At 49.9% G+C, this 14,869-nt stretch carries 15 protein-coding genes; 9 read left to right on the top strand and 6 right to left on the bottom strand.

Features of this window, described 5'->3' with window-relative positions; translation table 11 throughout:
• Positions 1-195: 195 nt before the first annotated feature.
• Positions 196-657 (top strand): hypothetical protein, encoded by a 462-nt coding sequence (locus tag EZMO1_RS04990; RefSeq protein WP_034875029.1) that lies wholly within the window; start codon positions 196-198, stop codon positions 655-657.
• Positions 658-792: 135 nt separating this feature from the next.
• Here EZMO1_RS04990 and EZMO1_RS04985 read toward each other — a convergent pair whose 3' ends face one another.
• The 3 genes from EZMO1_RS04985 to EZMO1_RS04975 all read right to left on the bottom strand — a co-directional run bounded on the left by EZMO1_RS04985 (position 793) and on the right by EZMO1_RS04975 (position 3,722).
• Positions 793-1,194 (bottom strand): pilin, encoded by a 402-nt coding sequence (locus EZMO1_RS04985; protein ID WP_051789827.1) that lies wholly within the window; start codon positions 1,192-1,194, stop codon positions 793-795.
• A gap of 383 nt (positions 1,195-1,577) precedes the next feature.
• Positions 1,578-2,036, bottom strand: a complete 459-nt coding sequence (locus tag EZMO1_RS04980; RefSeq protein ID WP_034875031.1) for a YcgN family cysteine cluster protein — start codon at positions 2,034-2,036, stop codon at positions 1,578-1,580.
• Positions 2,037-2,111: 75 nt separating this feature from the next.
• The gene (locus EZMO1_RS04975) at positions 2,112-3,722 is read right to left on the bottom strand and encodes an amidohydrolase family protein (RefSeq protein ID WP_160174044.1); all 1,611 of its coding nucleotides are present in this window, start codon (positions 3,720-3,722) and stop codon (positions 2,112-2,114) included.
• Positions 3,723-3,991: 269 nt separating this feature from the next.
• Here EZMO1_RS04975 and EZMO1_RS04970 point away from each other — a divergent pair, with 269 nt between their 5' ends.
• From EZMO1_RS04970 to EZMO1_RS04950, 5 genes are read left to right on the top strand one after another with little or no spacing between them, the layout of a single operon-like run.
• Positions 3,992-4,372: a hypothetical protein gene (locus EZMO1_RS04970; protein ID WP_145912474.1), complete on the top strand. Its 381-nt coding sequence runs from the start codon at positions 3,992-3,994 to the stop codon at positions 4,370-4,372.
• A 42-nt stretch (positions 4,373-4,414) separates the two neighbouring features.
• The gene (locus tag EZMO1_RS04965) at positions 4,415-5,047 is read left to right on the top strand and encodes a ZrgA family zinc uptake protein (RefSeq protein WP_034875035.1); all 633 of its coding nucleotides are present in this window, start codon (positions 4,415-4,417) and stop codon (positions 5,045-5,047) included.
• Between the two features lies 1 nt (position 5,048).
• Positions 5,049-5,780 carry an ABC transporter ATP-binding protein gene (locus EZMO1_RS04960; RefSeq protein ID WP_034875037.1) on the top strand — a complete coding sequence of 244 codons (732 nt, stop codon included), beginning with the start codon at positions 5,049-5,051 and terminating at the stop codon, positions 5,778-5,780.
• On the top strand, positions 5,777-7,039 hold the full coding sequence (locus EZMO1_RS04955; RefSeq protein WP_034875038.1) for an ABC transporter permease: 1,263 nt from the start codon (positions 5,777-5,779) through the stop codon (positions 7,037-7,039). Before EZMO1_RS04960 ends, EZMO1_RS04955 begins: the two co-directional genes overlap by 4 nt.
• A gap of 16 nt (positions 7,040-7,055) precedes the next feature.
• On the top strand, positions 7,056-7,628 hold the full coding sequence (locus tag EZMO1_RS04950) for a DUF3299 domain-containing protein (protein ID WP_051789829.1): 573 nt from the start codon (positions 7,056-7,058) through the stop codon (positions 7,626-7,628).
• A 12-nt stretch (positions 7,629-7,640) separates the two neighbouring features.
• On the opposite strand, the gene EZMO1_RS04945 is transcribed toward EZMO1_RS04950, so the two are convergent.
• On the bottom strand, positions 7,641-8,402 hold the full coding sequence (locus tag EZMO1_RS04945; RefSeq protein WP_034875039.1) for an enoyl-CoA hydratase: 762 nt from the start codon (positions 8,400-8,402) through the stop codon (positions 7,641-7,643).
• Between the two features lie 337 nt (positions 8,403-8,739).
• On the opposite strand from EZMO1_RS04945, the gene EZMO1_RS04940 reads away from it, so the two are divergent.
• Together EZMO1_RS04940 and leuS are read left to right on the top strand one after the other, a co-directional pair.
• Positions 8,740-9,054, top strand: a complete 315-nt coding sequence (locus EZMO1_RS04940; RefSeq protein WP_034875040.1) for an SCP2 sterol-binding domain-containing protein — start codon at positions 8,740-8,742, stop codon at positions 9,052-9,054.
• A gap of 216 nt (positions 9,055-9,270) precedes the next feature.
• Positions 9,271-11,871, top strand: a complete 2,601-nt coding sequence (gene leuS / locus EZMO1_RS04935) for a leucine--tRNA ligase (protein WP_034875689.1) — start codon at positions 9,271-9,273, stop codon at positions 11,869-11,871.
• Positions 11,872-12,160: 289 nt separating this feature from the next.
• Here the strand turns inward: leuS and EZMO1_RS04930 are convergent, their stop codons facing one another.
• Positions 12,161-13,120: a hypothetical protein gene (locus tag EZMO1_RS04930; protein ID WP_034875041.1), complete on the bottom strand. Its 960-nt coding sequence runs from the start codon at positions 13,118-13,120 to the stop codon at positions 12,161-12,163.
• 21 nt (positions 13,121-13,141) lie between these two features.
• A complete protein-coding gene (locus EZMO1_RS04925) occupies positions 13,142-13,546 on the bottom strand; it encodes a response regulator (protein WP_034875042.1) in 405 nt (134 codons plus the stop codon).
• A gap of 239 nt (positions 13,547-13,785) precedes the next feature.
• Between EZMO1_RS04925 and EZMO1_RS04920 the strand changes: the two genes are divergently transcribed.
• Positions 13,786-14,751 (top strand): tetratricopeptide repeat protein, encoded by a 966-nt coding sequence (locus EZMO1_RS04920; protein WP_034875043.1) that lies wholly within the window; start codon positions 13,786-13,788, stop codon positions 14,749-14,751.
• The last annotated feature ends 118 nt before the right edge of the window (positions 14,752-14,869 follow it).

Here is a 14,869-nt window from a genome sequence, read left to right as displayed (position 1 = left end):
TCTTACCTTGTTGTCATTGTTAGGTCTGAATTGTTAGGTCTGAATTGTTAGGTCTGAATTGTTATGTCTGAATTGTTATCTCTGAATAGGTGTCATCGGCACACAGCTGCAAACAGCCAGTCTTGTGTGTCAACTTTTCTATTAAGCGTTTCGTTGTTCTGTCCGATATGTCTGATTAATGACAGGAGACAGACAATGGGCATAAGCAAACGGGTTCTGATCAGCAATCGCAAACTATCATTTTTATCACGATGCTTTACCGTGCTTCTGATTTTTACCGCCGGACTCATTACCGCCGCCGTGAGCCTGCAGTACTTCTACCAGCAGGCCGTCAACGACTACTTTGCCGATGGCATAGCAACGGAAGACAACCTGATTATTCAGATTGACCGTCACACACTCACTGCCACAGGTAATAAAAAGGATCACTTTTTGCCTTTGTTGGATGATGAGTTGGGGGCTTATCAGTCGCATCGGTTTATTGGGTGGAATGCGGATGTGGAGAGGATGAAAAGTAGTGAGAGTTTGCCGTTTATTCTACTTTATGAGGTGCGGTATGAAAAAAGGATAACTGAAGAATCTTTCTACTACAGGGGAGTAACTATACCAAAGCTTCATCTAAGAAAAGTAATGATCAGTACTGCAAGCTTAGATTAAAACCTGTAGTACTGATTATTACTAATCAATAAAGTAAGTTACATTAAATGTTCGGATGAAACTCAGTATCAAGAGTTGTTCTAGTGGCCTCAGTATCCACACCAAGAGACAAGCGACCATTAGTATCAGTTAAAGTCAATGATAAAGTTTTGCCTCAACTGACTCCGGAGCATCATCCAACTCTGCAGCAAATGTAACAGTAATACGTGTTTCATTTATATCGTTGCCATCAGTATCCGTTCCCGTCTTAACCTGTCCTAAATCAATCGAAGCAACGCTACCTGACGAGTAATCATTTGCAGTTGCCATTCCTCCATAGCTGCCCAAGTCTGCCAATGTATCAGGCAAAGCCCCTTCAACTTGCAAGTGTTCGGCTATTGATAACTGAAGAGGACGCAAGGCAGTTAATGCTTCCGAGGCATAAGCTCGAGCTGTATAGTTTTGATAAGATGGCAAAGCCACAGCCGCCAAAATACCAATAATCGCCACCACGATCATCAGCTCGATTAAGGTAAAACCGGATTGTTGTTTTTTCATAAGGTACCCCTGAGGACACGTTGTTTTTCTTATTATTATTCGATCCACAGCAGTTACGGTCGGTTCCATGTCTTACGACGCAACTCTTACAACGTAACTATGATCATCCCTAAATTAAAAAACCCGCTTGCGCCGGGTTTACTGTGTGTCCGTCATCCTGACGAGGCTCTGCGAGCCGGTAATCCCTTGTCTGAGTCAAAGTAAGGAAACATCCTTAGTGCTTACATTAAGCTGACCAATATAAACTGCAAGCCCCAAAACCGGTATTTTTAATGCACTTATTACTCTACGTAGGTTGGGACGAGCGGAACGCGATTCCCAACACGGTAAGTTCATTCATAAAAAACAGTCTCCGTGTTGGGAATCACTTCGTTCGTCCCAACCTACCCTGTACAGATGATATAATCGTGCCAATCCATTACCGATACATCGTCTTCTGATACAAAACCCTTGCCCTTAACAGAAAATCCAGCGTCATGTACTGAATCAGGGTTACCGGTGATCAGCGGATGCCAGTCCGGCAGGCTATAGCCGTCGTACAGTAACCGGTAGGCGCAACTGTCGGGCAGCCATTTCAAATATTCGTGCAGTGTTTTAGGGGTAAATTTGATGCAGTCCGGCACATGCTTGCGACGGTGCTTGTAGTTTTTGCACAGGCCGGTGTCCAAGTCGAGCAGTTTGCACGCCACGGCAACGGTCAGAATATTATCGTCTTCGTCCACCAGCTTGTTCAGGCAGCAGCGGCCGCAGCCGTCGCACAGGGATTCCCATTCCTGAGAAGTCATTTCCTCAAGGTTCTTTTGCAGCCAGAAAGGCTGATTTGAGTCGGTGGCAGTTTTCATCACGCAGTCCCCGGCAGGGAATAAAAACGCGCCACTTTACCGCGCTCTGACTGAAAAATGAACCGCAAGCGTTACTTATAAGGTATTGGTTGAAACACTGTCTGCCGACACCAGCCGTGACTGTTTCAGCAAACACTTCCCGCCAATATACACCTGGTCAATGCCATCTGGTTGTGCGTCGTAACCGGCAAAGTCGGTTAAATCCATCAGGCTTTTCCAGTTAAACACTGTAATATCTGCCCGTTTGCCTTCCAGCAGGTAACCACGGTCGCGTACACCGACCCGGTCGGCAACGGCACCGGTCATTTTCCGCACACAGTGTTCCATGGACAATACACCGGTATTACGGGCAATCTGCAAAAACCTTGGGAACGCTGCCACTGCAGACGGATGATGCACACCCGACAGTGGTTCGGGCACCGCCCCGGAACCCAACAATGAACACACGTGCGCCATCAGTTGCTGCACCATGCCGATACCATAGCGCTCATACACCATCACCCGCGCCTGACTGTTACTTTTATCCAGAATATCCAGTAGCGTATCAAAGGGGCTCTGACCGGCAGAACTGGCAATGGTGTCCAGCCGTTCACCTTCACTGGGTTCATAGGTTTCAGAATACGACGACACCAGTTTAATATCAGAGTAACCCAGTCCGGACATGGCAAAGTTAAGCGTCAATGCCAGCTGCAAACGTTGTCGCTGCCATCGCGATGCCATACCTTCCTGCCAGTTTCCAACAAACCACTGGGGTAACAGGTTGATCAGCCGTGTAGTGCCAACGCTGTGAGGCGATATATCAAACTGCACATCCACACCCATTTCACAGGCTTTATAAAGGCTGTCCAGCGCGGTATCCATGGTGTACCAGGATCGGTCACCTAAAAAGGCCAGTTGTGAACATTGCAGTTTTACCCCGATACGCCGCGCCAGCAAAAGCATTTCATCCAGCGCTTGCAGATTATGACGTCGCAACGACAAAGCAGGGTAATAGCCCGACAGCGCCATCTGGCTACGACCATGCACCCGCAGTACTTTGTCATAACGCTGGGTCAGTTGCGCCACTGCGTGCAACTCTTCCTTGGTGGCAAACATACCCGGACGTTCATTCAAACCAATAGCAATACCCGCCGCGCCATCCTGCAGGGATTCTTCCAGCAGCCCCAGCAACTGTTTCTGTTCTTTGCCACTCAGAGGACGGTTGTCATAACCGGCAATGGACAAACGACAGCTGCCATGACCCGCCATGGGGATCAGCTGATGGTGAATAGTGGAATCAAGTTGATGATTGAACTGCCGTAAGCCGCCTGCCGGTTGCTCTATCTGTCCGATATCAAACGGTGGCTGATTCAACAGAGTCTGGTGCGGGCTGTACGCCGAAATGGCAAACGGGCTGTACCCGCCCTGCCCGGTAACGAAGCTGGTGACGCCCTGACGGGTAAACTGACCGAAATACACCGATCCGCCAAAGCCTGCATAAAAATCCATATTCGAGGTGACATCAATAAAACCGGGTGCCACCACAAGACCCTGACAGTCTATTCGTGGCGTATTGTCAGCAGGGGCACTAACGCCACGTGTTATCTGCCTGATAACACCATCCTCAACCAGCACTTCCCCCTGAAAGGCGTCCTGACCGGTGCCGTCACAAATCATTCCACCGGTGAGAATAAAACGATCCGACATAGGGCTCTCCATGGGATTTTATTGTTTTTTTAGAAAGCGACTGCTTTTTATACCCTACCCTAAGCCACCCCTTGTACCAACTGCCTTTGGACGATTTTTCCTGCGTCCGTTCACAATTTTTAATCCGGAGAAAGCTTTTACCACTATTGAATTGCTCTGTGGCATCAACAGTGTCATTACAAAAATGTTATAAAATAACGTTTTTTTATGACAGAATATCCAGCCTGATTGAAAAAATGTCAATCGTTGTTTTTCAGTGGAACACCCCCATGAGTTTTTCCATAGTCAACATTCTGCGACTGCTGCGACAACACCCCGTTGTTGTCTGGCTATTGTTGTTTGGCTACGCCCTTGGGGCTGGTTATGCCACGGTTCACACCCATCACGCACACCATGATGCGCCCGACAGCTTTCATAAGGCACTGAACCATTATGTTCAGTCTCTGGAACTGGATGACCCTGGTCACCCATGGGACAATGATGCCCACGACTGTACCGCCTGTAAGTTCCAGTGCAGCCATCCCACGTCCGATAGCGCTCGCTATGTTGCCATTCTGAAAGCTGGCACTGCCTTTACGGTTCCGGCAGTCCGTTATTTTTCCCGTACAACACCCACCAAACGACTCACCCGCGCGCCTCCTGTTGCCTGACTGATTCAATGACCTTCAAGTTTTTAACAACAGGATTTATTTATGCGTACATCAATTCGCATGGCAGTCGCAGCTGCCTGCACTCTGGCGTTTTCCGGTGCAGTACTGGCTCACAGTCATCACCACGATCATGATGACGTTCGCCATGCCGGTGCCCATGTTCACGGAGAAGGCAAACTGAATTTCGCCACGGAAGGTTCAGAGCTGCACATGGAGCTGATGATGCCTGCTCACGACATTCTGGGCTTTGAGCGCATCACTACTCATGCTCAAAAACAACAACTGGATAAAGCACTGGCAAAACTGGAGTCTGAAAACCTCTGGTCGCTGCCAGCGGCTGCGGGTTGTCAGTTGAAAACCGCACATGCCAGCACGACGAAAGAGGTTCATGTTCAAGACGACCATGACCACGGGCACAAACACGACGATGACCATCATCATAAACATTCAGGGCATGACCATCATCACGACGATCATGATGCTCATGATGATGGTCATATGGATATTTCAGCCTCTTACGTTTACCAGTGCAAGGACATCAGTCAGCTGAACCAGTTTTCCACCACGCTGTTTGAAAGCTTTCCACGCAGCGAACGGATTCGTGTGCAGGGCTTTACCCGAAGCGGTCAACTGTCCGAAACCATGACCCCGAACCAGCCACAGGTACGTTTCTGATATGACGGATTCCCGTTCACCGGTTATTGAACTGGATCAGGTTCAGTTCAGTTGGAAGCAGGGCTCTACGGTTCTGGACATCAGCCAGCTCACTATTTACCGGGGCGAAAAGGTCTTTATCCGGGGGCCTTCCGGCTCTGGTAAAACCACGTTGCTGGGCCTTCTGGGTGGCGTACTGGTGCCTGAACGGGGATCAGTCGATGTGCTGGGAACCAACCTGTGCAGTTTGTCCCCGGCGCAGCGGGATCATTTCCGCGCCAACCATATCGGTTTTATTTTCCAGATGTTCAACCTGATTCCTTATCTATCGTTAGTGGATAATGTGACTCTGCCACTGAGCTTTTCCCAGCAACGACAACAACAGGTTAAACAGTCCGGCTCAGATGCTCGTCAGGAAGCCTTACGTCTACTGTCGCATCTTGGATTAAACGACCAAAAGCAACTGAATAACAGTGTCACCGAACTCAGTATCGGACAACAGCAGCGTGTTGCCGCAGCCAGAGCCATGATTGGTCGACCCGGCATAGTGATTGCCGATGAACCGACCTCGGCACTCGATACCGATACCCGCGAAGCCTTTATTCAACTGCTGTTTGAAGAATGTGAAGCCGCTGAAAACACGCTGGTGTTTGTCAGCCACGATCCGACTCTGGAACAGCTGTTTGACCGCACCATTGCGCTGCATGAAATCAACCATGCCCGTTCAGGCTCAAGCACCGGAGGCGATTTATGAGCATAGCCAGTCTGGCATTAAAGAGCCTGCGTAACCGCAAAACCACTGCGGTACTGACCATTTTTTCCATCGCGGTCAGTGTTGCCCTGCTGCTGGGGGTTGAGCGAGTCAGGGTTGAAGCCAAAAACAGTTTCACCAGCACCATTTCCGGTACCGACCTGATTGTCGGAGCCCGTAGCAGTTCGATCAACTTGCTGCTGTATTCGGTGTTTCATATTGGCAATGCCACCAACAACATTACCTGGCAGACCTACGAAGAGCTGTCTTCCAATCCGGCAGTGGCATGGACAGTGCCTATTGCACTGGGTGACTCCCATCAGGGTTATCGGGTGGTTGGTACTACTCAGGGGATGTTTGATCATTACCGTTACGCCAATGATCAATCATTGTCGTTCAAATCCGGTGCAGCGTTTGACGACCTGTACGATGCGGTCATTGGTTCAGAAGTGGCTCTGGCGCTGGGTTATTCCGTCGGGCAGCCCATTACCCTGAGCCATGGTGTTGAAGCGACTTCATTGCAGGAGCACGACGACAAACCGTTTGTTATCAGCGGTATTCTTGAACCAACCGGCACGCCTATGGATCGGGTGATTATGATCTCGCTGGAAGGTATTGAAGCCCTGCATATTGACTGGGTCAGCGGTGCACCACCGATTCCCGGTTTTACTATTTCGGCAGACAGAACCCGGCAGATGGATCTGCAACCCACCAGCATTACCGCTTACTTTGTGGGTCTGAAATCAAGGGTGGCTGCCTTTCGCTACCAGCGCATGATTAACGATTATCGTCAGGAAGCGTTATCTGCCATTTTGCCCGGCGTCGCCTTGCAGGAATTATGGCGGCTTGTTGGCTCGGCAGAAAAAGCTTTGCTGGCGGTTTCCGTGATGGTGGTGCTGGCAGGGCTGATCGGGATGCTGACCACCATTCTCACGTCTCTGAACGAAAGGCGACGGGAAATGGCTATTTTACGATCTGTCGGTGCCCGCCCCGGACATATCTTTGCGTTAATGGTCAGTGAGTCACTGATTTATGCCATAGCCGGCACCGCACTGGGGTTTGCCTTGCAGTATGGTCTTCTGTTTGCGGTTCAACCGTCGTTGCAAAAGTATTTTGGCTTCTATCTGGCGATCACAGCCCCTGGCGCTGTAGAGTGGTTGATAGCCAGCATTGTGATAGGCAGTGCGACCATCCTGGGAATCATTCCCGCCTGGCGCGCCTATAGAAACTCGCTGGCAGACGGCCTGACCGTTCGTCTTTGAAACAGGAATAAAAACGATGAAACAAGGATTACTCATTCTGACTCTGGCTTTGTCAGCCACTTTGTCAGCCACTTTGTCAGTGAGCGAATCTCAGGCCAGACCGGTCGATACCAATAAACAGCCAGTCCCTGAAAAGTTGGCCAAAGCCGAGTCAAAGGCAGAAGTCCGTGAACTGGACTGGCGCGACCTGATGCCGGAGCCAGACCCGAAAGTGGTGGAAGATTACCAGAAGGGCAAAATGGATCGCGACGCGGTAATCGCCTATCTGGAGAAGCTGGGCAATACCGCTGTGGATAAGCTGGATAAAACCTATGGCAAAATGCCAGGCTTTCTGGTGCCCCTGAATATGGACAAAAACCAGAACGCCACAGAGTTGCTGCTGGTACCATCGGCGGGCGCCTGTATTCACGTGCCGCCTCCGCCCCCCAACCAGACGATCTACATTAAATACGACAAAGGCATCAAGGTGACCGAAGCGGGTTACACACCCTACTGGGTCACCGGAACACTGCGGGTCGAGAAAAACACCTCGGAATACACCGATACCCTGTATTCCATTGAAGTGGAATCCATCAAAGGTTATTTCTGACAGCAGGGGCATTCAGCCCCCTTTGAAAAATGCCTGCATGATGTCCATGGCTTCCTTTGAACGAAGCTGTTTGGCAAACATCATACCTTCTTCGCCGATCCGGTGTTCTACCGGATCGTACTCCCGTTTTTTCAGTAGTCTGCGGGTAAGCCGTAACGCCTCTCTGGGCTGGTTAGCCAGCTTGTTGACCTGTTCCACTGCTCTTTGCATAACAGCTTCACCATCAGGCAATGCTTCATTGGCAATACCATAATCCATGGCTTTTCTGCCGTCGAAAAAATCACCCAGCATCAACAGCTCGGCGGCTCTCTGGTGACCCATAATGTTCGGCAGCAACAGACTGGAAGCAGCTTCCGGCACCAGTCCAAGGTTCACAAACGGCAGACGACAGCGTGTGTTTTCACCGACATACACCAGATCACAGTGCAACAGCATGGTGATACCAATACCGACAGCTACACCATTCACTGCCGCCACCAGCGGTTTTTCAAAATCAATCAACTGACGCAGAAACAGCATGACCGGCGCGTTATTGCCCAGTTCGGATTGAAGAAAGTCGGCAATGTCGTTACCGGCGGTAAAGCACTGGTCATCGCCGGTCAGCAAAACGGCATACACCGAGTCTTCACCGTCCGCATAAGCCAGAGCGGAAGTCATGGCTTTATACATGTCACCACTCAGGGCATTTTTTTTATCGGTGCGGTTAAGCCTGATGGTGAGAATACGTCCCTGCTGTTCCAGCAGCACATGCTCAGATTGGTATACGCCTTCCACTGTTATTCACCTTATTATGTTATTGGTGTCGTACGCCTGAAGTCTGGTGATCATACTAGAGACCATTCGGATAGTCAGCCACAGGTTAGCTGTTATCATTTAATGACTGGATGAGTATCATAAACATCGGCAGTGACGAAAATTAAATACTAATGTATGCAAACCGTGCCTGCGTCACAGAATTTGGCGCAATAAAGCCTTGCCTTCAGATTCCCTAACAGGCAATCTTTGCATTGACCTGTGACGACAGGCAGAAACGGAACACCTGATCGTCTTTTCTCAGTGGCTCCGGCAACTGAAAATGTCCTAACACAATAACAACAACGGAGTAATAGCAATGGCAGAAATGCAGGAAATCCTCAGCGGCTTGTCCGAGCGCTTTGACGCAGACGCAGCGGCTGGCCTGAACATTGTTTTTCAGTTCAATATCACTGACGGCGACCCCTTCCACATCAACGTGAATGACGGTACCTGTGACATCGTGGAAGGCACCAGCAACAACCCAAGCGTTAGCCTGATTTCTGATACCAGCACCTTTGTGGGTATCATGACCGGTGAAGTGAACGGTATGCAGGCCTTTATGACCGGCAAACTGCGCACTGAAGGCAACATGATGCTGGCCAGCAAGCTGGGCGAACTGTTCAAACAGTAATTCCCGACGCGCTTTTCAGGCTCCGCATCGGCGGATGCGGAGCCTGCTCAATGATCCTTTCTCTTTACGCTATCCCTTAATCTCTCACTCATGTATCCTTGCGGGTTTATACTCAAACTCTCGTTATAATCTAACTGACTTCTGAAAGATCATTTTCGGGGGACGCCTGATTTTAAACGAACGTTCCAAATACCTGTTTCTCGTACTAGAGCTATGATGGAAGAGCATTACCACCCGCATCAGATCGAAACTGAGGCCCAGTCATTCTGGGAAGACAACAACAGCTTTGCTGTGACCGAGGACGAAGGAAAGGAAAAATACTACTGCCTTTCCATGTTCCCGTACCCCAGTGGACGACTACACATGGGTCACGTTCGCAACTACACCATTGGTGACGTGATTTCCCGCTATCAACGCATGCAGGGCAAAAATGTCATGCAGCCTATGGGTTGGGACGCCTTCGGTCTGCCTGCGGAAAACGCAGCCATCAAGAACAAGACCGCTCCTGCCCCGTGGACTTACGAAAACATCGAGTACATGAAAGGCCAGCTGAAGCGTCTGGGCTTTGGTTACGACTGGGATCGTGAGCTGGCTACCTGCAAACCGGACTACTACAAGTGGGAACAATGGTTCTTCACCAAGCTGTATGAAAAAGGTCTGGTGTACAAAAAAATGTCCAACGTTAACTGGTGCCCGAACGACGCAACGGTACTGGCGAACGAACAGGTGGAAGACGGTCGCTGCTGGCGCTGTGACACACTGGTAGAGCGCAAAGAGCTGCCACAGTGGTTTATCAAGATCACCGATTACGCCGACGAATTGCTGGCAGACCTGGACAAGCTGGAAGAGTGGCCTGAACAGGTTAAAGCGATGCAGCGCAACTGGATCGGCCGTTCCGAAGGTGTGCAAATGACCTTTAAGGTCGCTAACCCGGTGGCTGATGCTCCGGAAGCATTCCAGATCTACACCACCCGTCCGGACACCGTGATGGGCATCACTTATGTGGCTGTCGCTGCCGAACACCCGCTGGCAAAAGCGGCGGCTGCCAACAATGAAAAGCTGGCTGCTTTCATTGAAGAGTGCAAAAGCAACGGTGTGACTGAAGCAGAAATGGCCACCATGGAGAAGATGGGTGTCGATACCGGTCTGCGCGCCATTCACCCGATTACAGGTCGTGAAGTACCCGTCTGGGCTGCCAACTTTGTGCTGATGGATTACGGCACCGGTGCGGTGATGTCGGTTCCGGGTCATGATCAGCGTGATTATGAGTTCGCCCAGCGTTTTGGTCTGCCCATTGAACAGGTGATTGAGCCACTGAACGCAGACGAAGAGTGCGACCTGTCCAAAGCTGCGTTCACCGAAAAAGGCAAACTGGTGAACTCTGGCGAGTTCGACGGCATGACCTTTGAAGCCGCATTCAATGCCATCTGCGACAAACTGATTGCCGAAGGCAAGGGCGAAAAGCAGGTGAACTACCGTCTGCGTGACTGGGGCGTGAGCCGTCAGCGTTACTGGGGTGCGCCTATCCCGATGAAGTACCTGGAAGACGGTACTGAAATTCCAGTGCCTCTGGAAGAACTGCCCGTTCTGCTGCCGGAAGATGTGGAAATGGACGGCGTGCAGTCTCCGATCAAGGCTGATCCCGAGTGGGCTAAAACCTCTCACAACGGTGCAGCGGCGACTCTGGAAACCGACACCTTTGATACCTTTATGGAATCCAGCTGGTACTATGCCCGCTACTGTTCTCCACAGTCTGATGACAGGATGCTGGACCCGGCGGCTGCCAACTACTGGCTGCCAGTGGATCAGTATATCGGTGGTATCGAGCACGCGGTCATGCACCTGCTGTACTCCCGTTTCTTCCACAAACTGCTGCGTGATGCAGGTCTGGTCAACAGCGACGAACCGTTCAAGCGTCTGCTGTGTCAGGGCATGGTTCTGGCCGATACTTTCTACAAGCTGGATGCCAAAGGCGTTAAGCAGTGGATTGCGCCAACCGACGTTGACATGGAATTTGACGACAAAGGTCGTCTGACCAAAGCCACTCTGAAAGAGACCGGTGAAGCCGTTGAGCATGCGGGCATGAGCAAGATGTCCAAGTCCAAGAACAACGGTATTGACCCGCAGGCCATGATCGACCAGTACGGTGCCGACACGATTCGTCTGTACACCATGTTTGCTGCGCCACCCGAGCAGACACTGGAATGGTCCGAAAGTGCTGTAGAAGGTGCGCACCGCTTCCTGCGTCGTTTCTGGAAACAGGTAGCCGACCATGTTGCCGGTGGTGAAGCTCCGGCAGTGGATGTGAACGCACTGACCAAAGAACAGAAAGACCTGCGTCGTAAAACTCACGAAACCATTAAAAAGGTATCGGACGACTGCGCACGCCGCCTGACGTTCAACACAGCGATTGCTGCGATCATGGAACTGAACAACGCTCTGGCCAAGTTCAAAGACAGCAGCGATCAGGGACGTGCCGTTGTACGTGAAGCTCTGGAAGCCACCACACTGATGCTGGCTCCGATTGCACCGCATGCCATGCACACTATCTGGCAGTCACTGGGTCATACTGAAGCCGTTGTGGGTGCCAGCTGGCCAGTGTTTGACGAATCCGCCCTGAAGAAAGACGCCATCACTATGGTGGTTCAGGTGAACGGCAAGGTGCGTGCAAAACTGGAAGTACCTGCAGGAATGTCTAAAGACGACATTGAAAAGCTGGCTCTGGAACAGGAAAACGTGACCAAGTTTACCGACGGCAAAACCGTTCGTAAGGTCATTGTTGTACCGGGTAAGCTGGTGAATATTGTGGCTAATTAATTCTCTGAATTAACGATTAGCCAAACCTGAAAGCTGGCAGCATTTAATACCAATCAAAATAATTAGCTTCGTGATGAGCATGCCTTTTCAGCCGGTTAGGCAAGGCGGCGTGAGGAGCCATAGCCGTAGCTATGGCGACGAATGCTAACGCAGAATAACCGGCTGAAAAGGCAGCGCAATAGAATAGCTAATTATTGCGATTGGTATAACACAATGCTGCCAGCTTTTTTATTTGTCTCAATCTTTCGTTAACCACTGCGTATCCGGCTTCACTTTGCGATTTAAAGCATTAAAAATAATATCTGTATAGCCCAACATAAAACGCTTCATTTTCTAACTGGGAACACCGGTGGATCGGGTTTGCCATTCCGCCTGCCCGCTGTTCAGAGCCAGCTGACAACCATTCAATGGATTTTTCAGCCGCTACCGCAATGGCTCTGCCTGTCTTGCCCTTTATCCCCAGCTTCATAAGCAGTGCTTCAACACTAATGACTTTGCCTGCCTCTTCACATTGCGCGGAACAGGTGCTGAAACGCTCACAAACTTCAGACTTATAGTCCTGCAGTGATGAAGTCAGAAAGCCTTTGGCAGCCGATTCTGTTGGATCACTGTTGAAGCAAATCGTACTCAGCCTGCTCAGGCAAAATTTGTAAACACGATTTTGCTCGTAAGGTGGCATTGCTTTAAATGAAACCGAAAAATGTTTTTTAAACGCTTTAAACAGCGGGCTTTTAGGGTTATCAGGATTAACGAACATCAGTAAGCGATCATACTCAAACGGCTTCGACTGAATATCAGGCAAACTGGTTTCACTAGTGACAGAGCCTGCCCGATCAAAACGCCCCAGTGAGGCTGCCACATCGTCCTGTTCAACCTCTGTTAAAAATGCCTGCAGACTTGCGCTATTGGGTGAACCTGACGAGTGTTGCCAGTCTTTGTCTCTATGGGTTGCAGACCGTCCGGGAACAGGAATACTGCCAGAAATAGCTTTGTTCTCTTCTGGGTGCAGCTCTTTCTCTTTCTGATGTGCTTCCAGAATTTTTGCTCTTGATGACAGTCGTCTGAAGCTCGCCCGTCGTGGAGGTGCCTTGGGAGCTCGAGAAGTTGAATCCGAAGAATCGGATATAGATTGGGCTTTTCTATAATGAAAGTGCCCTGAGACACTTTCATCTTCCGTTGAATCCTGTTCAACCGAAGAGCTGACCGGACTGTCTGGTGTCCCTTCGGGTTTGCCCGGTGGAATGCTCATGGCGCCCTAAAAGGTATTGTTTCAGGAAAGGTATTTGACCAGCGTTGTGTACAGCAAATCACGATCAATGGGCTTGGTCAGGTAATCGTCCATACCCTGTTCAATGGCCTTGTTTTTCAAATCATCTATGGCATGGGCACTAAGCCCAATAATCAGCTTACGTGACAGACCCGACTCGGCTTCAAACTGCCTGATCACTGCCGTGGCGTTGTAACCATCCATCACCGGCATTTCACAGTCCATCAGAATCAGATGCAAACGTTCGTGATTTTGCTGGTAATTTTCCAACGCCAGCTGACCGTTTTCAGCAAACTCAAACTCTATACCAACTTTTTTCAGCAGTTTTTTCATGACCATCCGGTTCGCCGGGTTGTCCTCTGCCACCAGTACCTGCTTACCGGTCAGAATTAACTGATAATCTTCCACAACCGTCACCCTGCTGATTCGCAACTGATTTATAAGTCATCGGTTGCCGAAAGAAAAAGCTTATCAACAATTGCTTGCGACTTTTGTCTCATGACAAAAAACCGACTTTTGCACAATAAGACGGTGAAACCTTTATCTACCGGTAAAAAAGCCAGCAATCGCCTTAATCAAAAGCCAATCAGTCCGAAATACAAGAAATAGGCCAAATTTATACCTTATATCCGCACAGGGAGAGTTCTATGAAGCCCACGGCCAGTAACCTGCATGCAATGAAGCTGGAAGAAGCAGCCAATGCCCTGGGACACGATCTAGAAACAGGCCTGCCCATTGAACCGGTTTCCATCATTGATAAGCCTGTACCGGAAAGAAAGCCCACCTGTCATGATGACTTTCCTGCCATTGCCGAGAAAGCCACCAAAAACCAGGTGGATGGTTTTCTGAAGCAGGCCATTGAGAACAACCACCCGAAACAACTTTATTCTGTTTTCAACTTTATGCTGGAACATGAATACACACCGGAGCAGATTATCAGGGCGCTTGGCCATATTCATAAAGGTGCTCCGGATATGGAACCGGGGCTGCTTGAATGGGGACTGACCCATGAAGATGTAAAAATTAAGGGAACCAAGGGCAAGGCCCTGTTTGTTGCCATTTTTATTCAGGCCAGAAATGAACACTACAAGGCTGCCATAGACACCCTTGAGTTATCGAAGAAGCATCGTAAAGGCGTTCCCCACGATTTCACTGAAGCCATGGCTGACCTCGAAATTGAGGCATGGCTGGGCTTTATGAAGGATGAGCAGAAACAGGGCACCTCACCCAAGGTCATTCTTGAACAGCTGGAAAGCCTTTGCGAACAGGGCATCTGGTCGAGAGACCTTGCACAGTTTGGCGTCCCGGTTGGGGCCGCCTGGTTCAGGGAGCAGGCGGTTAAATCAATGGAACAGGGTCAGTACTCCGAAGCCTTTAAATCGCTGGAACAAGCCATCAACCTACCTGAAGATGACCCTGAAGTGACTTACTCGCTGTACAGCAATTGTATTTCTGAAGTCATACACCATCCCAGATTTCAGACGCAGATGACTGAGCAGTTAACTGACGCTCTGTTTAACAAAATCGATCAGCTCCATAGAAAAGACTTCAAGAGTGACGAACTGAAGCTGGCTCAGAAAACACTGCTGTCACTGACTCCCAGAGGTCTGTAAAAGACTTCTCCCCCGATAGTTTCTCAGGCTCGCCGTTACCATTTTCTTCACCCGCTGAGGAAAATGGTATTTACTCCTTAAAAAGAGTAAGGTCATTGCTCTGAAAAAAGCTTCGAAC

The organism is Endozoicomonas montiporae CL-33 (genome assembly GCF_001583435.1).
Taxonomy (GTDB): domain Bacteria; phylum Pseudomonadota; class Gammaproteobacteria; order Pseudomonadales; family Endozoicomonadaceae; genus Endozoicomonas_A; species Endozoicomonas_A montiporae.
The sequence above is the reverse complement of the archived record's forward strand: the minus strand, read 5'-3'. Positions and strand labels throughout refer to the sequence as shown.

Bases quoted from the DNA above. Each gene is read 5' to 3' on its own strand.
- EZMO1_RS04970 (WP_145912474.1), top strand. From the start codon at position 3,992: ATGAGTTTTTCCATAGTCAACATTCTGCGACTGCTGCGACAACACCCC.
- EZMO1_RS04930 (WP_034875041.1), bottom strand. From the start codon at position 13,120: ATGAGCATTCCACCGGGCAAACCCGAAGGGACACCAGACAGTCCGGTC.
- leuS (WP_034875689.1), top strand. From the start codon at position 9,271: ATGGAAGAGCATTACCACCCGCATCAGATCGAAACTGAGGCCCAGTCA.
- EZMO1_RS04950 (WP_051789829.1), top strand. From the start codon at position 7,056: ATGAAACAAGGATTACTCATTCTGACTCTGGCTTTGTCAGCCACTTTG.
- EZMO1_RS04940 (WP_034875040.1), top strand. From the start codon at position 8,740: ATGGCAGAAATGCAGGAAATCCTCAGCGGCTTGTCCGAGCGCTTTGAC.
- EZMO1_RS04955 (WP_034875038.1), top strand. From the start codon at position 5,777: ATGAGCATAGCCAGTCTGGCATTAAAGAGCCTGCGTAACCGCAAAACC.
- EZMO1_RS04990 (WP_034875029.1), top strand. From the start codon at position 196: ATGGGCATAAGCAAACGGGTTCTGATCAGCAATCGCAAACTATCATTT.
- EZMO1_RS04965 (WP_034875035.1), top strand. From the start codon at position 4,415: ATGCGTACATCAATTCGCATGGCAGTCGCAGCTGCCTGCACTCTGGCG.
- EZMO1_RS04980 (WP_034875031.1), bottom strand. From the start codon at position 2,036: ATGAAAACTGCCACCGACTCAAATCAGCCTTTCTGGCTGCAAAAGAAC.
- EZMO1_RS04975 (WP_160174044.1), bottom strand. From the start codon at position 3,722: ATGTCGGATCGTTTTATTCTCACCGGTGGAATGATTTGTGACGGCACC.
- EZMO1_RS04985 (WP_051789827.1), bottom strand. From the start codon at position 1,194: ATGAAAAAACAACAATCCGGTTTTACCTTAATCGAGCTGATGATCGTG.
- EZMO1_RS04960 (WP_034875037.1), top strand. From the start codon at position 5,049: ATGACGGATTCCCGTTCACCGGTTATTGAACTGGATCAGGTTCAGTTC.
- EZMO1_RS04920 (WP_034875043.1), top strand. From the start codon at position 13,786: ATGAAGCCCACGGCCAGTAACCTGCATGCAATGAAGCTGGAAGAAGCA.